Here is a 22,266-nt window from a genome sequence, read left to right as displayed (position 1 = left end):
CATGACACGACGAACCGACTGGGCCGAGTACGCGTACCCCGTCGCGCCGCAGGGACGGGGGAGCGGAGCCGACGGGAGGTCCGTCGGGGGCGGCGACGGGGCGTACGACGAGGGCGAGCCGTACGACGACGAGGCATCCGGCGCTCACGGGGTGTACGGCGCTCACGGGGTATCCGGGACGACCCGGGAGGCATACGGCGCCGGTGGTACGTACGGCGGGGATGCGGACGGCGACGGTTCGCAGAGTCGCGGTTCGCGGTCCCGCCGTGGCGGTCGGCATGGTGACGGCGGCTTCCGTGGTGACCGCGGCGAAGGCGCATCACGCGATGGCGGCGGTGCGCAAGGAGGACGAGGGCGCGGCCGGCGGCGCGGGTTCGGCGAGCCGGCCGGTGACCCACAGGACGGAGGCGCCCCTGCCTCGTCGAGGGCCGAGAAGGGGGAGCCCCCAGGGGACCCGGCTGAGCGGGCGCGGGCGATCTGTCTGCGCCTGCTCACCGGGACCCCGCGCACGCGCAAGCAGCTCGCGGACGCCTTGCGCAAGCGCGAGATCCCCGAGGACGTGGCGGACGAGGTTCTGTCGCGGTTCGAGGAGGTCGGCCTGATCAATGACAGCGCCTTCGCGGACGCCTGGGTGGAGTCCCGGCACCACGGCCGGGGCCTGGCCCGACGGGCGCTCGCGCGAGAGCTGCGCACAAAGGGCGTGGACTCCACACTGATCGACGAGGCCGTGGGGCAGCTCGACTCCGAGCAGGAAGAGGCGACCGCGCGCGAACTCGTCGCCCGCAAGCTCCGCTCCACGCGCGGCCTCGACCGCGACAAGCGGCTGCGTCGCCTCGCCGGCATGCTCGCCCGCAAGGGCTACTCCGAGGGCATGGCTCTGCGGGTGGTTCGGCAGGCGCTGGAGGAAGAGGGGGAGGACACGGAAGGCTTGGGGGACGAGGGGTTCTGACGCTGGGGGCCAAAGGGGGCGAGAAGGGGAAGGCGGACGCCCCTTACTGAAGAGGGCCCCCCGATAGAGGGCCCCCGTCGCGATGTCTACCCAGCGCGCCCATGGCCCATGACGTCGATGCCCTGGCGCTCTTCGGGCTAGGCCGTCACCGGGAACCCGGCCGACTTCCATGCCTGGAAGCCGCCCACCAGGTCCGTTGCCCGGTGCAGGCCCAACTGGCGCAGGGACGCGGCGGCCAGGCTCGACGCGTAGCCCTCATTGCAGACGACCACGACGCGCAGGTCGTGGCCGGTGGCCTCGGCGGCGCGGTGGCTGCCCTGGGGGTCGAGGCGCCACTCCAGTTCGTTGCGTTCGACGACCAGCGCGCCGGGGATCAGACCGTCGCGGTCGCGCAGGGCCGCGTACCGGATGTCGACCAGCAGGGCATCGCCGGCCAGCGCGGCCTCGTACGCGTCCGCCGCCTCCACCCGGTCGAGACCCTTCCGGACCTGTTCCAGCAACTCGTCGATACCTATGGGACGTTCATGGGAAGAGCTCACTGCCAGTCCTCCGGACGCTCGACGTGCTCCAGGCGCAGCACCTGACCGGTACGGCTGTAGCGGCGGATCTGCGGCAGGGGCGGATAGTAGGCGTGGACCGAGACCGCGTGCTCCTCGGTGGAGTCGTTGAGCACCTCGTGCACGTGGTGGTTGCCGAAGGAGCGGCCCTTGCCGGCCGGCAGCCGCCGTTCACGGTCCACCCCTTCGGTGAGTTCCAGCGTCCTCCAGCCGTCGGAGGGCAGCCGGACGGCGAGGGAGTTCTCCTTGAGCTCGCCCGCTGCCGTGGTGAAGGCACCGACCGAGTCGGCGTGGTCGTGCCAGCCGGTGCCGGTGCCGGGCGGCCAGCCGATCAGCCAGGCCTCGCTGCCGCCGGGGCCCTCCAGACGCACCCAGGTGCGACCCTCGGGATCCAGCGGAAGCGAGGCGATCAGCTCGGCGTCGGCCGCGGAACGGCGTACGAAGTCGAGAAGCTCGGCCTGGGTGGGGACCTGAGCGGAGACGGAGACGGAGGCAGGGGCAGGGGTGGAGGGAGAGACAGACACGGGTACCGTCCATGCGTTCGCGTAGGGGCGCGCGGCAGCACACGAGAGGCGCGCGGGAAGTAAAGATGCGAATTCAGCTGGACGGACGACACACGCAGCCCGCATAGCGGACGAGGTCCATATGGACCCTCCGCCACAGGCGCACACAGGTGTCGGTCACGATCCGGAGTACACCACGACGGCAGAGGCCGGTCAAACTCACAGTCACTATGTGGACCCCACGGTGACCGTGCGTCCCCACTGCGAGCGGGCCCAGATGAACCGCGGCCCCCGCGGAGGCGGCGCCACGGTCACCCCCCGGTCGCCGCCCGCTCCGCCCTCGTCTCGGTCCCCGCCTTGCTCCCCGACCCCGCAGGCCCGCCCAGCGTCGCCTCCGCCGCCGCGTACAGGTCGGCCGGCCGCACCCCGCTCAGCGCCGTGACCAGGTGCCCGTCGGGCCGTACCAGGAGCACGGTGTGCGCGGCCGCGCCCGGGTAACCCTCCGCGACCAGCAGCTCGGCGGGATGCGGCAACGCGGTCACCGCCGCCGCGAGCCGGGGCATGATCCCGGCCGACACCCAGTGCTTGCGCTCCCACACACCCGTACCCGGCGCGATCAATACCACGAGCAGCGCGCCCCGCCCGAGCCGGTCCCGCAGCCGTACGAAGGAGCCGTCCTCGGCCGTCACCCGTACATCGACGACCGGCGCACCCGGTGCCGTGTCCACAGGGGCCGTCGAGTCCGCGCGCTCAGGCGCGAGCGGCGAATCGGTGTACGACCCCGGCGTACCCAGTGCCCCGCGCCCCAGGTGACCGTCCGTGAGCAGCGCGTCGTGTCCGCGGGCCGAGCCGGGCACGTACGCGCGCAGCCCTCCGCCGCCGCGCACCACCGGCAGCGCCTGGTCGGCGGCGCGCAGTCGGGCCGCGACGACCGCACGGCGCTCCGCCTGATAGCTGTCGAGCAGCGGCTCGTGCGGGCCGTGATGCCAGGCCAGCGCCAGCTTCCAGGCGAGGTTGTCGGCGTCCCTGAGGCCCTCGTCGAGACCCTGTGTGCCGAGCGCACCGAGCAGGTGCGCGGCGTCACCGGCGAGGAAGACCCGGCCGGCCCGCCAGCGGCGGGCGAGCCGGTGGTGGACGGTGTGCACGCCCGTGTCGAGCAGCTCGTACGGAGGTGTGGGACCTCCGCTCCAGCCCGCGAGCGTCTCCCGGACGCGGGTCACCAGCAGCTCGGGCGTGACCAGATCCTTGCCCGGCGGCAACAGCCAGTCCAGGCGCCACACGCCGTCGGGCAGCGGGCGTGCGGTCACCTCCCCGGCCGAGGGGCCCGACGTCCGCCACGGCGGCATCCGGTGCAACAACGCCTCACCGGGCCAGGGAAGTTCCGCATGCAGCGCCGCCACGGCGTGTCGCTCAACGGCGGTACGGCCCGGGAAGCGGATGTCCAGGAGCTTGCGCACCGTCGAGCGCGGTCCGTCGCAGCCGACCAGGTAACTGCCCCGCCACCAGGTCCCCTTCGGGTCGCGTGTGTGCGCCGTGAGGCCGGACGCCTCCTGCTCGATCGCGTCCAGCCGGCTCCGCACCGCGACCTTGACCAGTCGCTCGGTCGCGATGGCCGCCCGCAGCGCGCCCGTCAGCACGTGCTGGGCGATGTGCAGCGGGGCGGGCCCTTCAGCGCCTTCAGCGGTACGCCCAGAGCCGACCACGGGCCCCCTGGGGCCGCCCACGGGCCCCCTGTTGTCGCCCGCGGACCCCTTGGAGCCGCCGACGGCCCCCCGTGAGTCGTCCACAGGCCTCCTGGAGCCGCCCATGGAGCGATCCGAGACACCCGCGGCGCCCGCCGAGCCGTACCCCGCACCGCCGGAGCCGTAGGCGACGCCCGCAGAGCCGTACACCGACCCCCCGGACCCGTCCGCGTCGAACGTGATCTCACTCATCACCTGCTTGCGCCGCATCGACCGCCATCCGGCCCAACGGAACCCGGCCTCGTCGAGCGGGAGACCCGTCAGCCGTTCCATGAGCGCGGCGGTGTCCTCGCGCAGAACGACGGTTCGCGCGGGCCGCTGTTCGTCGTTGCCCGGACCCTCGTCGAGGACCACGGACGGAACCTCCTGGCGCGCCAGCGCAAGGGCGAGCGCCAGCCCCACGGGCCCCGCTCCGACGATGATCACCGGGTCCACGGCGCGCTGCCCCCTGCCCGGAGTGGTGTCCTGAGGGACCTAGGGAAACAGGCAGTTGGAACGGGGTGCGCGATCACAGAACGTATGCAACCTATTGCCGGTGCTTGCGTCAAGCGACGGAGGCAGTGGCGAGCGCGCCACCTGCCTCCGTGTGGGTCAAATGCCTGACCAGTTGTCAGGCGGCTTCCCTGGGCCACCGGTCAGAGGCCGATGCCCCCGCCGGCCCCGCCCGCGCCGGTCGATTCGGCCCCGCCGACCGCGGCCGGCGGGAGCACGGCGCCCGTCGACTTCTTGCCGCGCCGCAGCCGCCCCTCCAGCCAGCTCGCGAAGGTCGTGAGGGAGAAGTTGATCGCGATGTAGATCAGGGCCACGATCGTGAAGCTGGCGATGGTGTTCGCGCCGTAGTAGCCGCTCATCGGGCCGACCGAGGCGAGCAGCTCGGAGAAGGTGAGGACCGCGCCGCCGAGCGCCGTGTCCTTCACGATCACGACGAGCTGGCTGACGATCGCCGGAAGCATCACCGTGACGGCCTGCGGCAGCAGAATGAACCGCATGACCTGGTTCTTGCGCAGGCCGATCGCCATCGCGGCCTCGGACTGGCCCTTGGGCAGCGACAGGATGCCGGCCCGGACGATCTCCGCGAGCACCGAGGCGTTGTAGAGCACGAGTCCGGTGACGACCGCGTACAGCGGACGGTCGTCCGAGCTGACGTTCGTGTACTCGGAATACAGGGCGACGCCGAAGATCATGAGGATCAGCACCGGGATGGCCCGGAAGAACTCCACCACGATCGAGACCGGAACACGTACCCACCTGTGGTCCGAGAGCCGGGCTATACCGAGGACCGCGCCGAGCGGCATCGCGATGACCATGGAGAGGGCCGCGGCCTTGAGCGTGTTCTGCAGCCCCGGCCAGAGGTACGTGGTCCAGGCCTCGGTGCTCGAGAAGAAGGGCTTCCACTTCTCCCAGGCCAGCTGGTCCTTGTCGTTGAGACTGGTGATCACCCACCACAGGACGGCGGCGGCCGCGACCAGGAACACCACGGTGAAGAGAACGTTTCGCCGCTTGGCCCGCGGGCCCTGGGCGTCGTACAGGACCGAGCTCATCGCTTCACCGCCACCTTCTTGCTCACCCAGCCGAGGATCAGACCGGTCGGCAGCGTCAGGCACACGAAGCCGAACGCGAAGACCGCGGAGATCAGAATGAGTTGAGCCTCGTTCTCGATCATCTCCTTCATCAGCGCCGCCGCTTCCGCGACACCGATCGCGGCCGCCACCGTGGTGTTCTTCGTCAGTGCGATCAGTACGTTCGTCAGCGGGCCGACGACCGAACGGAACGCCTGGGGCAGCACGATCAGAGTGAGGACCTGGGTGAAGTTCAGACCGATGGCCCGCGCCGCCTCGGCCTGGCCGACGGGCACCGTGTTGATGCCGGACCGCAGCGCCTCGCACACGAACGCGGAGGTGTAGGCGATCAGACCGAGCACGGAGAGCCGGAAGTTGATGGTCTCGAACGTGTCCGCGCCGAGATTGACACCCAGCGTCTGGCTCAGGCCCAGCGAGGTGAACAGAATGATCACGGTCAGCGGGATGTTCCGCACGATGTTCACGTAGGCGGTCCCGAAACCGCGCATCAGCGGCACCGGACCGACCCGCATCGCGGCCAGCAGAGTGCCCCAGATCAGGGAGCCGACGCCTGCGAAGACGGTGAGCTTCACCGTCACCCAGAACGCTCCCAGCAGGTCGTAACCTTCAAGAAAGTCGAACACGATCTCCCGCGCTTCCGCGTGTGTGGAGGGACCTTGCGAGGGGGTGCGCCGTCCCCCGAGGACGGCGCACCCCTGGGGCCCTACGTCACTTCTTGATGTCGCCGATCTTCGGGGCGGGCTCGTTCTTGTAGTTCGCCGGGCCGAAGTTGGCCGTCACGGCCTTCTCCCAGGCACCGTCCGAGACCATCTTCTCCAGGGCGGTGTTGATCTTCGCCTTGAGATCGCTGCCCTTCTTGACGCCGATGCCGTAGTTCTCGTTCGTCATCTTGAAGCCGGCGAGCTTGAACTTGCCCTTGAAGCTGGCCTGCGCGGCGTAACCGGCGAGGATCGAGTCGTCGGTGGTCAGCCCGTCGATGGCCTTGTTCTGCAGACCGGTCAGGCACGCCGAGTAGGTCGGGTACTTCAGGAGGTTGGCCTTCGGGGCGAGCTTGTCCTTGACGTTCTGCGCCGAGGTCGAGCCCGTCACCGAACACAGCTTCTTGGAGTTGAGGTCCGACGGCGACTTGATGGAGTTGTCGTCGGCACGGACCAGGACGTCCTGGTGGGCCAGCAGGTACGGGCCCGCGAAGTCGACCTTCTCCTGGCGCTCCGGGGTGATCGAGTACGAGGCGGCGATGAATTTGACGTCACCGCGCTGGAGCATGGTCTCGCGGTCGGCGCTCTTCGACTCCTTCCACTCGATCTGGTCCGCCTTGTAACCGAGCTGCTTGGCGATGTACGTGGCGACGTCCACGTCGAAGCCGGAGTAGCCCTGCGGCGTCTTCTGGCCGATGCCGGGCTGGTCGAACTTGATGCCGATGGTGATCTTCTTGTCGCCGCCGGAGGAGCTGCTGTCCTTGTCGTCGGAGCCGCAGGCCGTGGCCGTGACGGCGAGGGCGAGCACGGCGGCCGAGGCTGCGGTGACCTTGCGGAGCTTCATGGTGAACATCCTTTGTGTGGTGAAGAGAGACCGGCGGTGGGCCGCCGGTGGCGCGCACCGCACGAGCGGGGCGGGTGGCGCAGATCGTCAGTGGTGAAGGCTCTTCGAGCAGGCCCTCAGTGGTGAAGGATCTTCGACAGGAAGTCCTTGGCCCGATCGCTGCGGGGATTGCTGAAGAACTGATCCGGCACAGCCTCTTCGACGATCCGGCCGTCGGCCATGAAGACGACTCGGTTGGCAGCCGAACGAGCGAAGCCCATCTCGTGGGTGACGACGACCATGGTCATGCCGTCGCGCGCGAGCTGCTGCATGACCTCGAGGACCTCGTTGATCATCTCGGGGTCCAGCGCCGAGGTCGGCTCGTCGAAGAGCATGACCTTGGGGTCCATCGCCAGTGCGCGGGCAATGGCGACACGCTGCTGCTGACCGCCGGAGAGCTGCGCGGGGTACTTGTCGGACTGCGTGCCCACGCCGACGCGGTCGAGCAGACCGCGCGCCTTCTCCTCGGCCTTCTTCCGGTCGGCCTTGCGGACCTTGACCTGGCCCAGCATCACGTTCTCGAGCACCGTCTTGTGCGCGAAGAGGTTGAAGGACTGGAACACCATCCCGACATCGGCGCGCAGCCGGGCGAGCTCCTTGCCTTCCTGGGGCAGCGCCTTGCCGTCGATCCTGATGTCGCCCGAATCGATCGTCTCCAGGCGGTTGATGGTGCGGCACAGGGTGGACTTCCCGGACCCGGAGGGCCCGATGACCACGACGACCTCACCACGGGTGATGGTCAGATCGATGTCCTGGAGCACGTGCAACGCGCCGAAGTGCTTGTTGACGCTCTTCAGGACGACCAGTTCGTCGGTCGCGGCCACGGCGTCCTTGGCCACCGATACTTCGGTCATCGCTAACTGGCTCCGTCCTCCTCGGTTTCGGAGGACAGTAGTAACGCCGTACGACCAGCGTCATTACATCTGAGGGGAACTTGAGCATCACGATCCGGTAGCAATCGGACACGTGTCGTAGCAGGGGTGTGCTCAGGGTGCGTACCGGCTGGATAACGGAAGCCGTCCGCAACCAGAACCCTCTTGACGCCGTCCTGATTCATCGGCGTCACTGCCATGGTGCACACGCGCGTGTGCGCGCTTTTTGTACAGAACCCGAGCTATCAGAGTGCAAGCAGAGACCGTACGACCGATGAACCGGAGGGGGCCGGGATGCGACTGCTCCTCGTAGAGGACGACAACCATGTCGCCGCCGCCCTGTCCGCGGTGCTGGCGCGGCACGGCTTCGCCGTCACGCACGCCCGCAACGGCGAGGAGGCCCTTCAGGCGCTCGTCCCCGAGAGCTCCGGCTTCGGCGTCGTCCTGCTCGACCTCGGCCTGCCCGACCAGGACGGCTACGAGGTCTGCGGCAAGATACGCAAGCGCACCAGCACCCCGGTGATCATGGTCACCGCGCGCTCCGACGTACGCTCCCGCATCCACGGCCTCAACCTCGGCGCCGACGACTACGTGGTCAAGCCGTACGACACCGGAGAACTGCTCGCCCGTATCCACGCCGTCAGCCGGCGCAACGCCCACGAGGAGGGCGGGGCGGCCGCCGAGACCGCGCTGCGCCTCGGCTCCGTGCACATCGAGCTGCCCACCCGCCAGGTCAGCGTGGACGGTTCGGTGGTCCAACTGACCCGCAAGGAGTTCGACCTGCTCGCGCTGCTGGCCCAGCGCCCCGGCGTGGTGTTCCGCCGCGAGCAGATCATCAGCGAGGTGTGGCGCACCAGCTGGGAGGGGACCGGGCGCACCCTCGAGGTGCACGTCGCCTCCCTGCGCTCCAAGCTGCGCATGCCCGCGCTGATCGAGACCGTGCGCGGCGTCGGGTACCGGCTCGTCGCCCCGGCCGCGTAGCGGGGCCGGGTGCGCACACGTCTCCTCCCGCTGCTCATCGTCCTGATGGCGGCCGTGCTGCTCGCGCTCGGCTTCCCGCTGGCCGTGAGCATCGCGGCGGCGCAGCAGCAGCGGGTCGTCGTCGACCGCATAGACGACACGGCGCGGTTCGCGGCCCTCGCGCAGTTCGTCACCGACCGGCCCACCGGCTCCCGGGTGGCCGTCACGGACGAACGCGGCGAGACGCTGAGCAAGGAACTCGCCATGTACCACGACGTGTACGGCATCCAGGCCGGCGTCTTCTACCTGGACGACGCGCCCATGGCCCACGCGCCCCAGAACTGGTACCTGCCCGAACGGGGCGAGGGGCGCGACGCGTTCGACGAGGCCCGGCTGGGCCGCCGCAGCCACGACCCCGAGCAGGTCTGGCCCTGGGAGCACAAGCGGCTCGTCGTCGCCTCCCCGGTCATCAGGGACGGCGACGTCATCGCCGTCGTCGTCACCGACTCGCCCACCGGGCAGATGCGTTCCAAGACCCAGCACGGCTGGCTGCTCATCGGGGCGGGCGAGATCGCCGCGATGCTGCTGGCCGTCGGCGCCGCACTGCGCCTGACGGGCTGGGTGCTGCGCCCCGTACGCGTCCTCGACGCCACCACCCACGACATCGCCACCGGACGCCTCAAGTCCCGGGTGGCGGCCGCCGGCGGACCGCCGGAACTGCGGCGCCTGGCCCGGTCGTTCAACGAGATGGCGGACAACGTCGAGGACGTCCTGGAGCAGCAGCGCGCCTTCGTCGCCGACGCCTCCCACCAACTGCGCAACCCGCTGTCGGCGCTGCTGCTGCGCATCGAACTGCTCGCCCTCGAACTGCCCGAGGGCAACGAGGAGATCGCCTCGGTGCAGACCGAGGGCAAGCGCCTCGCCCAGGTCCTCGACGACCTGCTCGACCTGGCGCTCGCCGAGCACGCCGAGGCGGACCTGCGGCTCACCGACATCGGCGAGCTGACGGCCGAGCGCGTCGCCGCCTGGGGGCCGGTCGCCGCCGCCAACGGCGTACGACTGGCCGGGACCTGCCCGGCCACCACGGCCTGGGCCGACCCCATCACTCTCTCCAGCGCCCTCGACGCGGTCATCGACAACGCGCTGAAGTTCACGCCCGAGGGAGAGAGCGTGGAGGTCGAGGTGACGTCCAACGGCGCGGTGTCGTCGGTCGTCGTCACGGACGGCGGCCCGGGCCTCGGCGACGAGGAACTCGCGCGCGTCGGCGACCGCTTCTGGCGCAGCGCGGGCCACCAGAACATCAAGGGCTCGGGCCTCGGCCTGTCCATCTCGCGGGCACTGCTCGCGGCGGGCGGCGGGACGATCTCGTACGCGCACCACGAGCCGCACGGACTGAAGGTGACGGTGACGGTGCCGAGGACGGTGCCGACGGCCTGACGGGGCCCGGAGAGCCGGTTCGCTACGGCTTCACCGAGCGGTAGTAGCGGCTCGCGCCCTCGTGCAGCGCCAGGGGATCCGTGTAGATCGCCGTCCGCAGGTCCACCAGCTGGGCCGCGTGCACCTGGGAGCCGATGCGGTCACGGCTGTCTATCACCGTACGGGTCAGCTGCTCGGTCAGGGTCGCGTCCATGTCCTCCCGGGTCATCAGGAGGTTGGCGACCGCGATCGTCTGCACGGACGAGCCCTGCTGGGCCAGGGGATAGGCATCGGCGGGCATCACGGCCGCCCGGTAGTAGCTGGACGAGTCGCCCTGCTCATGGAGCCTCTTGACCAGGGTGCTGCCGATCGGCACGAGCCGGATGTCGAAGCCCTTCGAGAGCTCGGTGATCGCACTGGTGGTCAGCCCGCCCGACCAGAAGAACGCGTCGATCTTGTGTTGTTCGAGCAGCCCCGGCATGGCCGCGATGCCCTCGGACGACGGTGTGATGTCCTTCTCCGCGTCGAGACCGGCCGCCTTCAGTACATGCTCCGCGATCAGCCGCACCCCGGAGCCGCTCGGCCCTACGGCCACCTTCCTGCCCTTCAGGTCCGCCACGGACTGCACGGACGACGAACGCGGCACCACCAGGTGCACATAGTCGTCGTACAGCCGCGCACAGCCACGCAGCCGGTCGGCTCCCGGCTTGCGCGCCAGCTCGTACGTCGCCACCGCGTCGGCCGCCGCGATGGTGAAGTCGGCATTCCCGGTCGCCACCTTCCGCACGTTCTCCTGCGACCCGTCGCTGTCCAGCAGCGTGACATCCAGCTTCGGCATGTCCTTGGCGATCGCCTGTTTCAGAAGCTTGCCGTACTTCTGATAGACGCCGGTGGGCGTGCCCGTACTGAACGTGACCGTGCCGCCCGGTGACTCCTCGCCCAGCGGCAGCAGCCACCACAGCAGCAGCCCGAACACCACGAAAGCGGCCGTCGAGCCGAGCAGCGCATGGCGCCTGCGAAGACGGGGGAGTGCCTGGAACATGCGCGCGATCCTGCCAGCCCGCACGCTCCGCTGGCCAGGGCCGGGCTCGAAGGAGGGCGAGAGCACGGCCGAAGCGGCCGTGGGTGATCGATGCGATCGATAGGGTCGCCGAATGGACTCCGCGCCCCTCTCGCACGCTTCTCCTGCCGCTCCTGCCGCTCCTGCCGCTCCTGCCGCTCCTGCCGCTCCCGCTTCTCCCGCCTCCCTGGTCCGCGCGTTCCACCTCGCTTTCGGCCTGGATGCCCGCACCGTGCCGACCGAGGTCTCCCCGGAGCTGGCCGCGCACCGTGGTGAGCTGCTCGCCGAGGAGGCGGCGGAGGTCGCCGAGGTGTCCGTCACCGGCCCGCTCGACCGGCTCGCGCACGAACTGGCCGACGTCGTCTACGTGGCGTACGGCACGGCCCTCGTCCACGGGATCGACCTCGACGAGGTGATCGCCGAGGTGCACCGCGCCAACATGACCAAGCTGGGCCCCGACGGCCGCGCCGTCCGCCGGGCCGACGGCAAGGTCCTCAAGGGCGACCACTACCGCGCGCCGGACGTCGGGGCGATCCTCCGCCGTCAAGGGTGGGGACCCGCGGCGGTGTAGCGGGGCCTTGGGGGATCACGAGGAGCAGGGCGGCAACTGCTCGACCACGTGCTGCGGGCTGTTCTCGCGGCTCCGGGGCGGGACGCGGTGCGGACACCACCTACCCTTATGGCATGAGCAGCATCGACCGGAGCCAGCCAGTGGGCGTCAAGACATACGAAGTACGCACCTACGGGTGCCAGATGAACGTCCACGATTCCGAGCGGCTCTCCGGGCTCCTCGAAGACGCCGGTTACGTGCGCGCTCCCGACGGCTCGGACGGGGACGCGGACGTCGTCGTCTTCAACACGTGCGCCGTCCGCGAGAACGCCGACAACCGCCTGTACGGCAACCTGGGCCGGCTCGCCCCGATGAAGACGAAGCGCCCCGGCATGCAGATCGCCGTCGGCGGCTGTCTCGCGCAGAAGGACCGCGACACCATCGTGACGAAGGCGCCCTGGGTGGACGTCGTCTTCGGTACGCACAACATCGGCAAGCTGCCCGTCCTCCTGGAGCGCGCCCGCGTACAGGAAGAGGCCCAGGTCGAGATCGCCGAGTCGCTGGAGGCGTTCCCCTCGACGCTGCCGACCCGCCGCGAGAGCGCGTACGCGGCCTGGGTGTCGATCTCCGTCGGCTGCAACAACACCTGCACCTTCTGCATCGTCCCGGCGCTCCGCGGCAAGGAGAAGGACCGCAGGACCGGTGACATCCTGGCCGAGATCGAGGCGCTGGTCGGCGAGGGCGTCTCCGAGATCACGCTGCTCGGGCAGAACGTGAACGCGTACGGCTCCGACATCGGCGACCGCGAGGCGTTCAGCAAGCTGCTGCGGGCATGCGGTCAGATCGACGGGCTGGAGCGGGTCCGCTTCACGTCCCCGCACCCCCGCGACTTCACCGACGACGTCATCGCCGCCATGGCCGAGACGCCGAACGTGATGCCGCAGCTCCACATGCCGATGCAGTCCGGCTCGGACACCGTCCTGAAGGCGATGCGCCGCTCGTACCGTCAGGACCGCTACCTCGGGATCATCGAGAAGGTGCGCGCCGCCATCCCGCACGCGGCCATCACCACCGACATCATCGTGGGCTTCCCCGGCGAGACCGAGGAGGACTTCGAGCAGACGATGCACGCCGTGCGCGAGGCGCGCTTCACACAGGCCTTCACCTTCCAGTACTCCAAGCGCCCCGGCACCCCGGCCGCCACCATGGAGAACCAGATCCCCAAGGAGGTCGTCCAGGCGCGCTACGAGCGTCTCGTCGCCCTCCAGGAGGAGATCTCCTGGGACGAGAACAAGAAGCAGGTCGGCCGCACCCTGGAGCTGATGGTCGCCGAGGGCGAGGGCCGCAAGGACGGCGCCACGCACCGCCTGTCCGGCCGCGCCCCCGACAACCGCCTCGTGCACTTCACCAAGCCCGACGAGGAAGTGCGCCCCGGCGACGTCGTCACCGTCGAGGTCACCTACGCCGCTCCGCACCACCTGCTCGCCGAGGGTCCCGTGCTGAACGTGCGCCGCACGCGCGCGGGGGACGCCTGGGAGAAGCGACACATCGAGAAGACAGCCGAGGCGGCGAAGCCGGCGGGCGTGATGCTGGGGCTGCCGAAGATCGGCGCACCGGAGCCGCTGCCGGTCGCCACGGGCAGCGGCTGCGGCTGCGACTGACCCGGGCGGGCCGGACGGCCCGCCGCGGGCCCGGCGACGATCAGACGGCGACCGCGTACGCTGCCGATCATGCTTGTAGCCGCCGCCGTCTGCCCCTGTCCGCCCCTCCTCGTGCCCGAGGTCGCCACGGGCGCCGCGCCCGAGCTGGACGCCGCGCGTGCCGCCTGCACGGACGCGCTGGGCGTACTCGCCGCGGCGCGTCCCGACCGGCTGGTGGTCCTCGGGCCCGCCGAGCAGAGCGGGCGAGGACCGCACCCGGAGGGCACGCGGGGTTCGTTCCGTGGGTTCGGCGTGGACCTCGACGTACGACTGGGCGGGGACCGGGCGGCACCGGCGGCCTCGCACGGTGAGCTTCCGCCCTCGCTGGCCGTCGCGGCGTGGCTGCTGGAGCGGACCGGCTGGTCCGACGCCGCCGTGGAAGGCCTCGGTGTGGGGGAGACCCTCGCGGCCGAGCGGTGCATCGAGGCCGGGGAGGGCCTGGTCGCGCGGGTCGAGCGGACGGCGTTGCTGGTGATGGGCGATGCCAGCGCGTGCCGGACGCTCAAGGCGCCGGGTTATCTCGACGAGCGCGCGGCGGGCTTCGACGCGGAGGTCGCGCGGGCACTGGGGGCTGCGGACGTGACCGCCCTCAAGGGGCTGGACGCGGAGCTGGCGTACGAGCTGAAGGCCTCCGGCCGGGCCCCCTGGCAGGTCCTCGCGGGCGCGGCCGAGGGCGCGGGTCTCGGCGGATCGCTGCTCTATGACGACGCGCCGTACGGGGTGGGGTACCTGGTGGCGGCCTGGTCGTAGTCGCCTGCTCGGCCTGGTCGAAGTGCCTGCTAGGCCTGGTGTGGTCGCCTGCGTGACGCGGCCGGCCCGGGCCGCGCGGGCGCGCACACGGCGGACGGCCGGGAGCCGAGCGCTCCGCGGCCGTCCGCCGATGTGCTGTTCAGTTCAGAAAGCCGTGGGGGGCCCAGGCGCATCATGCGGTGGAGTCGCGCCACCGCCCGGCGATCCGCCGTCCTTGTGCGCGAGTCGGTCCATGGCACCCTTCGCCTTGCCCGTCCCCGTATGGATCTTGTCGCTGTATTTGCCCTTGGTCTTCTCGTCGACCATCTTCGCGGCCTTGTCGAGACCACGTTCCACCTTGTCCCCGTGCTGCTGCGCGAGGTCCGACACCTTGTCCTTGGCCGGGGCGAGCTTGGCCTTCAAATTCTCCAGGAGACTCATGGTTCACCTTCCCTCGCGGGGCATCTATGTGCGGGCGTCCTCGCCGGTGTCGCTGTCGGCGGCTTCCTCGGCGGACTGCTGCTTGGGGATCTCGACGCTCTCGCCGACGGACTGAGCGGTGTCCTCCGTCGAGGCCTCGGGCTCGGGTTCGGCCTTCGTCGCCTCGCCCTCGACCTCGGACTCGGCTACGACCTCAACCTTTTCCGCAACCTTGGCACCGGCCTTGTTGTCTGCCTTGGCATCGGCCTCGGAACCCTTCGCCTCCTCCGTCACCTTCGCCACAGGCTCAGCTGTCACCTTCACGGCCGTCACCTTCACGGCCTCCGCCTCGGCGGTCGACGCCTCCTTCGTAGCCTTCGACCTCCGGAGAAGTCGTGCAAAAACGCCCATATCCACTCCATACGTTACTCGTACGGGCGAAATCCCGCGTAGCCCGGTGCGTCCGTTTGCATCGCCCGGGTCACCGGCTCCCGAGACCGGCGGCCGGAACCTCGCAACAGGCAACGACCCCGCACCCGTGCCGTCACGTAGCTCGTTCGAGGAGTGGTCTTCGGGTTTGCGAGACTGGGGCAGTGAGTAGCGCACCCCCCGCCCCCCGCGTCATCGCCGTCGTCGGACCGACCGCGGCAGGAAAGTCCGATCTGGGCGTTTTCCTCGCCCAGCGTCTCGACGGCGAGGTCGTCAACGCCGACTCCATGCAGCTCTACCGAGGGATGGACATCGGCACCGCCAAGCTGACGCCCGAGGAGCGCGGCGGCATCCCGCACCATCTCCTGGACATCTGGGACGTCACCGTCGCCGCCAGCGTCGCCGAGTACCAGCGCCTGGCCCGCGCCCGCATCGACGCCCTGCTCGCCGAGGGTCGCTGGCCGATCCTGGTGGGCGGCTCCGGGCTGTACGTGCGCGGGGCCGTCGACAACCTGGAGTTCCCCGGCACCGACCCCGAGGTGCGGGCCCGGCTCGAGGAGGAGCTCGCGCTGCGCGGCCCCGGGGCGCTGCACGCCCGCCTGGCCGCCGCCGACCCCGAGGCCGGCCACGCGATCCTCTCCAGCAACGGCCGCCGCATCGTCCGGGCCCTCGAGGTGATCGAGATCACCGGCCGGCCCTTCACAGCCAACCTGCCGGGCCATGACTCCGTCTACGACACCGTCCAGATCGGGGTCGACGTGGCGCGCCCCGAACTCGACGAGCGCATCGCACGCCGGGTCGACCGGATGTGGGAGGCGGGCCTCGTCGACGAGGTGCGCGCGCTGGAGGCGCAGGGGTTGCGTGAGGGGCGTACGGCATCGCGTGCGCTCGGCTACCAGCAGGTACTCGCGGCGCTCGCCGGGGAGTGCACCGAGGACGAAGCGCGCGCCGAGACCGTACGTGCCACCAAGCGCTTCGCGCGCCGTCAGGATTCATGGTTCAGGCGCGACCCCCGGGTGCATTGGCTCAGTGGGGCTGCGGCGGATCTCACAGAACTTCCGCAGCTCGCACTGATGTTGGTCGAACGACCGGTTACAGCCTGATCACGTCATGGCATCGGGACGCTCCGGCCGTCATCCGCGCCTCCGGCGGCGTGCCATCATCGAGCTTCGATCGACCAAGTGGAGTCCGAGTTGGGAGGGCGCGTGGCGATGGAGGCCGGCCCTCGCGATACCGCACAAGGCGCGGAGCAGGACACCCCGGAACGCGGGGACGAGCTGGGCGCCGACGGGTACCGACTGGAGCCCGACGGAGTTTTGCTGAGCCCGGACGGGCCCGATGAGCAGCCGCCGGGAGGCGTGACCGCCGACGGACCGGAACCGGAAGAGATGTCCCCGGGACCCGAGGTCGAGGTCGAGCTGCGTCCCCAGCGCCGGCTGCGGATCTGGCAGCTCGCGCCCATCGTGGCGCTGGCCGCGGTCGGCTCGCTGATGTTCGCCTTCCCGCTGGCCTTCGAGTTCGGCGACGGCGGTGCCGTGGTCGCCATGCTCGGACTACTGATCTGCTCCTGCGCCGCCGGCTGGGGCATGATGGCCGCCCGCCGGGTGGGCTACACCTGGCCGGGCCTGCCGCAGCGCGGCTCCGGCCGCCGCGTGGACTGGCGGGTCGTGATCGCGTACGCCGTCGTCGTCGCCGCGGTCGTCGTGCTCGCCGTGTGGCGCGTGGCGCGGCTGCGCTGAGCGGCCCGATCCACCTACCGGAGCGACTGCTCAGGGGCAACCCGGTTCGTCTGCCGGACCCGCCTGCCGCGTGATCGGATCCGCCCGCGAGACCGACGGCCCGGCTGCTCCGATCGCCGACGGGGCGACCTGATGCCCACGGCTGCCCGATGCGTCTACGGGATCGACGGCCCATGGCTACTCCGATACGCCTGCGGGGCCGCCTGCCCATGGCTGTGCCGATCCGCCTGCCGGGCCGACACCACCGACACCCCACGGCCGCCGATCGGACCGTCTGTCCGACCGCTCGCCGGAATGTCGTACCGACCCTTTACGATCGAGGGATGAGCACGCGGATCGCCTTCCTCAAGGGTCACGGCACTGAGAACGACTTCGTGATCGTCCCGGACCCCGAGAACGCCATCGACCTGCCCCCGGCCGCCGTCGCCGCCCTGTGCGACCGCCGCGCGGGCATCGGCGGCGACGGCGTGCTGCACGTCGTGCGCTCCGCCGCCCATCCGGAGGCCAGGGAGATGGCCGCCGAGGCGGAGTGGTTCATGGACTACCGCAACGGCGACGGCTCGGTCGCCGAGATGTGCGGCAACGGAGTGCGGGTGTTCGCGCGCTACCTCCAGCGGGCCGGACATGTGACCGAAGGCGACCTCGCGGTGGCCACGCGCGGCGGCGTGAAGACCGTGCACATCGCCAAGGACGGCGACGTCACCGTCGGCATGGGCAAGGCGTTCCTCCCCGAAGGGGACGTCACGGTGAGCGTCGGTGAGCGCAGCTGGCCCGCGCGCAATGTGAACATGGGCAACCCGCACGCGGTCGCCTTCGTCGACGACCTCGCGCACGCGGGCGACCTGCTCGCCCCGCCGCCCTTCAGTCCGCCGACCGCCTACCCGGACGGGGTGAACGTCGAGTTCGTGATCGACCGCGCCCCCGGCCACGTCGCGATGCGCGTCCACGAGCGGGGCTCGGGCGAGACCCGTTCGTGCGGCACGGGCGCGTGCGCCGTGGCCGTCGCCGCCGCCCGCCGCGACGGCGCGGACCCCGCGGTGACGGGTACCCCGGCGACGTACACCGTCGATCTCCCGGGCGGAACGCTGGTGATCACCGAGCGCCCGGACGGCGAGATCGAGATGACCGGCCCCGCGGTGATTGTCGCCGAGGGCGAGATCGACGCGGAGTGGCTGGAAAACGCGGCCCTCTGAGGCGCCGGGCCGTAAGACATTGCGGCCTTCGGCAGCTGTGGAAGCCGTCAAGCGCAGCCTCCGCAGCCCGAGCCGGTTCGAATCCACGGTCGGCCGCATTCGGCGTGGCTCGAAATCGTAAACCTCTGAACCTTCGCTCGAATGGGTGATCCGTTTCACGCTCGGCGAGAGGCGGTCGGACGCGCGTGGTGGGCTCGGTAGCATCAAGCACCGGCCCGGACGGGGGAATGTCGCCATCCCCAGTGCCGCGTACGCCATGGGGCACCCCGTCCACCGGTCCAAGCAGCCGGAGGTGCCCATGAGCGCGGAGGCCACGAACCCTGCCACGCCCGGCCCCGTCACGCCCGGGGCGTACCGCAGGAAGGGCCGCCCCAGGATCGACCTGCGCCGTCTGGGCCGGGCCGCGCTGCTCGGCCCCGCGGCCCGCGACCGGCTGCCGGACGCGATCGGTCATGTGGCCGAGGCCCACCGCGCCCACCACCCCGACGCCGACCTCGAACCCCTGCGCCGCGCGTACGTACTCGCCGAGTCCTCGCACCGCGGCCAGATGCGCAAGAGCGGCGAGCCGTACATCACGCACCCCCTCGCCGTGACCCTGATCCTCGCCGAACTCGGCGCGGAGACCACGACCTTGACGGCGTCTCTGCTCCACGACACCGTCGAGGACACGGAGGTGACGCTCGATCAGGTGCGAGCCGAGTTCGGCGAGGAGGTCTGTTACCTGGTCGACGGCGTCACCAAGCTGGAAAAGGTCGACTACGGCGCCGCGGCCGAGCCGGAGACGTTCCGCAAGATGCTCGTGGCCACCGGCAACGACGTACGCGTGATGTCGATCAAACTCGCCGACCGGCTGCACAACATGCGCACCCTGGGCGTGATGCGCAAGGAGAAGCAGGAACGCATCGCCAAGGTCACCCGGGACGTGCTCATCCCGCTCGCCGAACGGCTCGGCGTCCAGGCGCTGAAGACCGAACTCGAGGACCTCGTCTTCGCGATCCTGCATCCCGAGGAGTACGAGCGCACCAGAGAACTCATCGTCGGCAACGCGGCGAACGGCGGCGACCCGCTCACGGAGATCGTCGAAAACGTGCGCACCGTCCTGCGCGAGGCCGGACTGCAGGCCGAAGTCCTCATCCGGCCCCGGCACTTCGTCTCCGTGCACCGCGTCTCCCGCAAGCGCGGCCGGATGCGCGGCTCCGACTTCGGCCGCCTCCTGGTGCTGGTGAACGAGGACGCCGACTGCTATGGCGTCCTCGGTGAACTCCACACATGTCTGACGCCGGTGGTCTCCGAGTTCAAGGACTTCATCGCCGTCCCCAAGTTCAACCTGTACCAGTCGCTGCACACCGCCGTGGCGCGCGAGGACGGCGAGGTCGCCGAAGTCCTCATCCGCACCCACCAGATGCACAAGGTCGCCGAGGCCGGTGTCATCGCGCTCGGCAATCCGTACACCCCCGGGGCCGACGACCCCGCCGAGGGCGAGCGCGCCGACCCGACCCGCCCCGGCTGGCTCTCCCGGCTCCTGGACTGGCAGGAGGCCGCCCCGGACACCGACACGTTCTGGTCGACGCTGCGCGAAGACCTCGCCCAGGACAAGGAGATCACCGTGTTCCGCCCCGACGGGGGCGCGTTGGGTCTCCCCGAGGGCGCGAGTTGTGTGGACGCCGCGTACGCGCAGTACGGCGAGGACGCCCACGCCTGCATCGGCGCGCGTGTCAACGGCCGTCTGGCGACGCTGAGTACGGTCCTGAAGGACGGCGACACCGTGCAGCTCCTGATGGGCCAGGACCCCGCGTCCGAGCCCTCCAGGGAGTGGCTGGAGCATGCGCACACGCCTGCCGCGCGGATCGCCATCCAGCGGTGGCTGGCCGCGCACCCGTCGCCGTCGCCGAGCGAGGAGCCCGCCGACGGCCCCGCCACGGACGGCTTCGCCGAACGCTTCGCCGCCGACCCCGCCGCGGAGGGCGCCGCCCGCTTCGCCCCCGAAGGACCCGCCGCCCGCCCCGCCGCGAACGCCGTCGTCGACCAGCCGGGAGCCTCGGTCCGCCTGGCCGGCTGCTGTACGCCCGTACCGCCCGACGAGATCACCGGATTCGCCGTGCGCGGGGGAGTGGTGACCGTCCACCGAGTCGAGTGCGCCGGAGTGGCACGCATGAAGAGCGTGGGGCGCGCGGAGGTCGGTGTGCGCTGGGGGGACACCTCCGAATGCCGGGTCACGCTCGTCGCCGAGTCGTTCGGGCGCCCCCACCTTCTCGCCGACCTCACCGAGGCCATCGCCGTGGAGGGCGTCGCGATCGTCTCCGCGACCGTGGAGCCCCCGAGCCGCCAGCGCGTACGGCACACGTACACGCTCCAACTCCCTGACGCGGCACACCTCCCGGCCCTCATGCGCGCGATGCGGAACGTGCCCGGGGTGTTCGACGTGAGCCGGGCGCAGCACCAGGCGGCGGCCGCGCAGTAGCTCCGGGCCGGGCGGCCGCGCGCCGGAGCCGCCCGATGGCAGTCCGGCGCTGTCACGGAGCCCCCGCGGAACCCGGAGCCCCTACGAACCCCAGAGCCCCCGCGGAACCCGGCGGCGGCACCCGGCTCACCCGGGGCCGCCACGAACCCGTTCGAGTGGGACCGGTGCGAGTCGTCACCGCCGGGCCCCCGCGCGCTGGTAGCCGTGGTCCATGCCGCACACCCCCCGCCCCAGAACCCGTCGCGTCACGTCGGCGATGCTCGCCTCCGCCGTCTCCGTCTGCCTCATCGCCGCGAGCGCCCCCGCGCCGGCGGTCCCCCTGGGGATCGGCGACCGGCTCTTCCCGCACCTCGGAAACCCCGGATACGACGTCGCCTCGTACGACCTCGCCTTCACCTATCCCGGCGCCAACAACAAGCCGCTCACCGCCGTCACCACCATCAACGCACAGGCGAAGGGCCGGCTGGACCGCATCAACCTGGACTTCGCGCACGGCATCGTGCGGTCGGTCGACGTCAACGGCGAGCCCGCGTCGTTCACCGGTGCGGGCGAGGACCTGGTGGTCACCCCCGAGGCGCCGGTCTCCCGGGGGACCCCGATGCGGATCACCGTGCGGCACACCAGTGATCCCGTGTCCGCCAAGGGCCAGGACAGCGGCTGGGTCCGGACGGAGGACGGCCTCGTGATGGCCAACCAGGCCGACGCGGCCCACCTCGTCTTCCCCTGCAACGACCACCCCTCCGACAAGGCGATCTTCACCATCCACGTGACGGCACCCGACGGGTACACGGCCGTGGCGAACGGCCGGCCGGCCGGGGCCGACCGGGAGGGCAGGGCGACCACCTGGACGTACCGCACCGAGCACCCCATGGCCACCGAACTCGCCCAGGTGTCCATCGGCCGCTCCTCGGTGCTCCACCGGACCGGTCCGCGCGGTCTGCCCGTCCGTGACGTCGTACCCACGAAGGACCGCAAGCGGCTGGAACCGTGGCTGGCGAAGACGCCCGGCCAGATCGCCTGGATGGAGCGCAGGGTCGGCCCGTACCCGTTCGAGACGTACGGGCTGCTCGTGGCCCAGGCGCAGACCGGCTTCGAACTCGAGACACAGACACTCTCGCTCTTCGAGAGAGAGCTGTTCACCCGGTCCACGAACCCGAAGTGGTACGTGGAGTCGATCATGGTGCACGAGCTGTCGCACCAGTGGTTCGGCGACAGCGTCAGCCCCCGCACCTGGTCCGACCTGTGGCTCAACGAGGGACACGCCACCTGGTACGAGGCCCTGTACGCGGAGGAGACGGCGCACCGGCCCATGGAGCCGCGCATGAAGGAGGCCTACGAGGCATCCGACTCCTGGCGGGCCACCGGCGGGCCGCCCGCAGCGCCCAAGGGCCCCGAGCCCGGCCAGAAGATCAGCATCTTCCGCCCCAACGTCTACGACGGCGCCGCACTCGCGCTGTACGCGCTGCGCCAGGAGATCGGCCGACCGGTCTTCGAACGACTGGAGCGGGCCTGGGTGGCCCTCCACCAGGACGGCACGGCGTCGACCGCCGACTTCGAACAGCTGGCGTCCGCCCTCTCGGGGCGCGACCTGAGCAGGTTCTTCAAGGCGTGGCTGTACGGGGAGAAGACGCCGCCGATGCCCGGGCACCCGGACTGGAAGTCCGGGCAGGCCACGAAATAAACCCGGTGACGAGACGGGCCGTTCCGTGCGACCATCTTCAGGTCGGCGGCGCGGCCGGGCCCCTGGGGGGCGCGCAGAGCCCCGGCGGGACGGTTCCCGGGAATCTCCCGGGGCACTCACGCGTTGTGAGTGGTGACGGTTCAT

At 70.8% G+C, this 22,266-nt stretch carries 22 protein-coding genes; 11 read left to right on the top strand and 11 right to left on the bottom strand.

What is annotated here, in order from left to right; all coding sequences use genetic code 11:
• The first annotated feature begins 1 nt into the window (after position 1).
• On the top strand, positions 2–949 hold the full coding sequence (gene recX, locus GTY58_RS13045; RefSeq protein WP_078234464.1) for a recombination regulator RecX: 948 nt from the start codon (positions 2–4) through the stop codon (positions 947–949).
• Positions 950–1,086: 137 nt separating this feature from the next.
• On the opposite strand, the gene GTY58_RS13040 is transcribed toward recX, so the two are convergent.
• The 8 genes from GTY58_RS13040 to GTY58_RS13010 form a co-directional block, all read right to left on the bottom strand.
• A complete protein-coding gene (locus GTY58_RS13040) occupies positions 1,087–1,488 on the bottom strand; it encodes a rhodanese-like domain-containing protein (RefSeq protein ID WP_010983927.1) in 402 nt (133 codons plus the stop codon).
• Entirely contained in the window at positions 1,485–2,030 is a 546-nt protein-coding gene (locus tag GTY58_RS13035) for a cysteine dioxygenase (protein ID WP_010983926.1), read from the bottom strand. The genes GTY58_RS13040 and GTY58_RS13035 overlap by 4 nt, the downstream gene beginning before the upstream one ends.
• A 73-nt stretch (positions 2,031–2,103) precedes the next feature.
• Positions 2,104–2,175, bottom strand: a complete 72-nt coding sequence (locus GTY58_RS41615) for a putative leader peptide (RefSeq protein WP_324617296.1) — start codon at positions 2,173–2,175, stop codon at positions 2,104–2,106.
• 145 nt (positions 2,176–2,320) lie between these two features.
• Complete coding sequence (locus tag GTY58_RS13030; RefSeq protein ID WP_010983925.1) at positions 2,321–4,186, bottom strand: FAD-dependent monooxygenase; 1,866 nt, start codon at positions 4,184–4,186, stop codon at positions 2,321–2,323.
• Between the two features lie 200 nt (positions 4,187–4,386).
• A complete protein-coding gene (locus tag GTY58_RS13025) occupies positions 4,387–5,292 on the bottom strand; it encodes an amino acid ABC transporter permease (RefSeq protein WP_010983924.1) in 906 nt (301 codons plus the stop codon).
• On the bottom strand, positions 5,289–5,954 hold the full coding sequence (locus tag GTY58_RS13020) for an amino acid ABC transporter permease (protein WP_010983923.1): 666 nt from the start codon (positions 5,952–5,954) through the stop codon (positions 5,289–5,291). The genes GTY58_RS13025 and GTY58_RS13020 overlap by 4 nt, the downstream gene beginning before the upstream one ends.
• Before the next feature lie 85 nt (positions 5,955–6,039).
• Complete coding sequence (locus GTY58_RS13015) at positions 6,040–6,873, bottom strand: glutamate ABC transporter substrate-binding protein (protein WP_010983922.1); 834 nt, start codon at positions 6,871–6,873, stop codon at positions 6,040–6,042.
• A 116-nt stretch (positions 6,874–6,989) separates the two neighbouring features.
• Entirely contained in the window at positions 6,990–7,766 is a 777-nt protein-coding gene (locus GTY58_RS13010) for an amino acid ABC transporter ATP-binding protein (RefSeq protein ID WP_010983921.1), read from the bottom strand.
• A gap of 312 nt (positions 7,767–8,078) precedes the next feature.
• On the opposite strand from GTY58_RS13010, the gene GTY58_RS13005 reads away from it, so the two are divergent.
• Complete coding sequence (locus GTY58_RS13005; protein WP_010983920.1) at positions 8,079–8,765, top strand: response regulator transcription factor; 687 nt, start codon at positions 8,079–8,081, stop codon at positions 8,763–8,765.
• Between the two features lie 9 nt (positions 8,766–8,774).
• The gene (locus GTY58_RS13000; RefSeq protein ID WP_010983919.1) at positions 8,775–10,181 is read left to right on the top strand and encodes a HAMP domain-containing sensor histidine kinase; all 1,407 of its coding nucleotides are present in this window, start codon (positions 8,775–8,777) and stop codon (positions 10,179–10,181) included.
• 22 nt (positions 10,182–10,203) lie between these two features.
• Here GTY58_RS13000 and GTY58_RS12995 read toward each other — a convergent pair whose 3' ends face one another.
• Positions 10,204–11,202: a TAXI family TRAP transporter solute-binding subunit gene (locus tag GTY58_RS12995; RefSeq protein WP_010983918.1), complete on the bottom strand. Its 999-nt coding sequence runs from the start codon at positions 11,200–11,202 to the stop codon at positions 10,204–10,206.
• 112 nt (positions 11,203–11,314) lie between these two features.
• Here GTY58_RS12995 and GTY58_RS12990 point away from each other — a divergent pair, with 112 nt between their 5' ends.
• The 3 genes from GTY58_RS12990 (at position 11,315) to GTY58_RS12980 (ending at position 14,220) form a co-directional block, all read left to right on the top strand.
• Positions 11,315–11,791, top strand: a complete 477-nt coding sequence (locus GTY58_RS12990; protein ID WP_010983917.1) for a MazG nucleotide pyrophosphohydrolase domain-containing protein — start codon at positions 11,315–11,317, stop codon at positions 11,789–11,791.
• A gap of 113 nt (positions 11,792–11,904) precedes the next feature.
• The gene (gene miaB / locus GTY58_RS12985) at positions 11,905–13,431 is read left to right on the top strand and encodes a tRNA (N6-isopentenyl adenosine(37)-C2)-methylthiotransferase MiaB (protein ID WP_010983916.1); all 1,527 of its coding nucleotides are present in this window, start codon (positions 11,905–11,907) and stop codon (positions 13,429–13,431) included.
• Between the two features lie 69 nt (positions 13,432–13,500).
• Positions 13,501–14,220 (top strand): class III extradiol dioxygenase subunit B-like domain-containing protein, encoded by a 720-nt coding sequence (locus tag GTY58_RS12980; RefSeq protein WP_010983915.1) that lies wholly within the window; start codon positions 13,501–13,503, stop codon positions 14,218–14,220.
• Positions 14,221–14,364: 144 nt separating this feature from the next.
• On the opposite strand, the gene GTY58_RS12975 is transcribed toward GTY58_RS12980, so the two are convergent.
• Entirely contained in the window at positions 14,365–14,640 is a 276-nt protein-coding gene (locus tag GTY58_RS12975) for an antitoxin (protein WP_010983914.1), read from the bottom strand.
• A 24-nt stretch (positions 14,641–14,664) separates the two neighbouring features.
• A complete protein-coding gene (locus tag GTY58_RS12970) occupies positions 14,665–14,943 on the bottom strand; it encodes a hypothetical protein (RefSeq protein ID WP_306292873.1) in 279 nt (92 codons plus the stop codon).
• 269 nt (positions 14,944–15,212) lie between these two features.
• Between GTY58_RS12970 and miaA the strand changes: the two genes are divergently transcribed.
• From miaA to GTY58_RS12945, 5 genes are all read left to right on the top strand, one after another.
• The gene (miaA, locus tag GTY58_RS12965) at positions 15,213–16,151 is read left to right on the top strand and encodes a tRNA (adenosine(37)-N6)-dimethylallyltransferase MiaA (RefSeq protein WP_010983912.1); all 939 of its coding nucleotides are present in this window, start codon (positions 15,213–15,215) and stop codon (positions 16,149–16,151) included.
• Positions 16,152–16,259: 108 nt separating this feature from the next.
• On the top strand, positions 16,260–16,787 hold the full coding sequence (locus GTY58_RS12960; protein WP_037650098.1) for a hypothetical protein: 528 nt from the start codon (positions 16,260–16,262) through the stop codon (positions 16,785–16,787).
• 323 nt (positions 16,788–17,110) lie between these two features.
• Complete coding sequence (gene dapF, locus GTY58_RS12955; RefSeq protein WP_010983910.1) at positions 17,111–17,980, top strand: diaminopimelate epimerase; 870 nt, start codon at positions 17,111–17,113, stop codon at positions 17,978–17,980.
• 298 nt (positions 17,981–18,278) lie between these two features.
• Positions 18,279–20,441 carry an HD domain-containing protein gene (locus GTY58_RS12950; protein WP_010983909.1) on the top strand — a complete coding sequence of 721 codons (2,163 nt, stop codon included), beginning with the start codon at positions 18,279–18,281 and terminating at the stop codon, positions 20,439–20,441.
• Positions 20,442–20,652: 211 nt separating this feature from the next.
• Complete coding sequence (locus tag GTY58_RS12945) at positions 20,653–22,122, top strand: M1 family metallopeptidase (protein ID WP_010983908.1); 1,470 nt, start codon at positions 20,653–20,655, stop codon at positions 22,120–22,122.
• Positions 22,123–22,266: the final 144 nt, after the last annotated feature.

This window comes from Streptomyces sp. SID5469, from assembly GCF_009862865.1.
Taxonomy (GTDB): Bacteria; Actinomycetota; Actinomycetes; order Streptomycetales; family Streptomycetaceae; genus Streptomyces; species Streptomyces avermitilis.
Note: the sequence above shows the minus strand (reverse complement) of the source record. Positions and strands in the feature narration are given on the sequence as shown.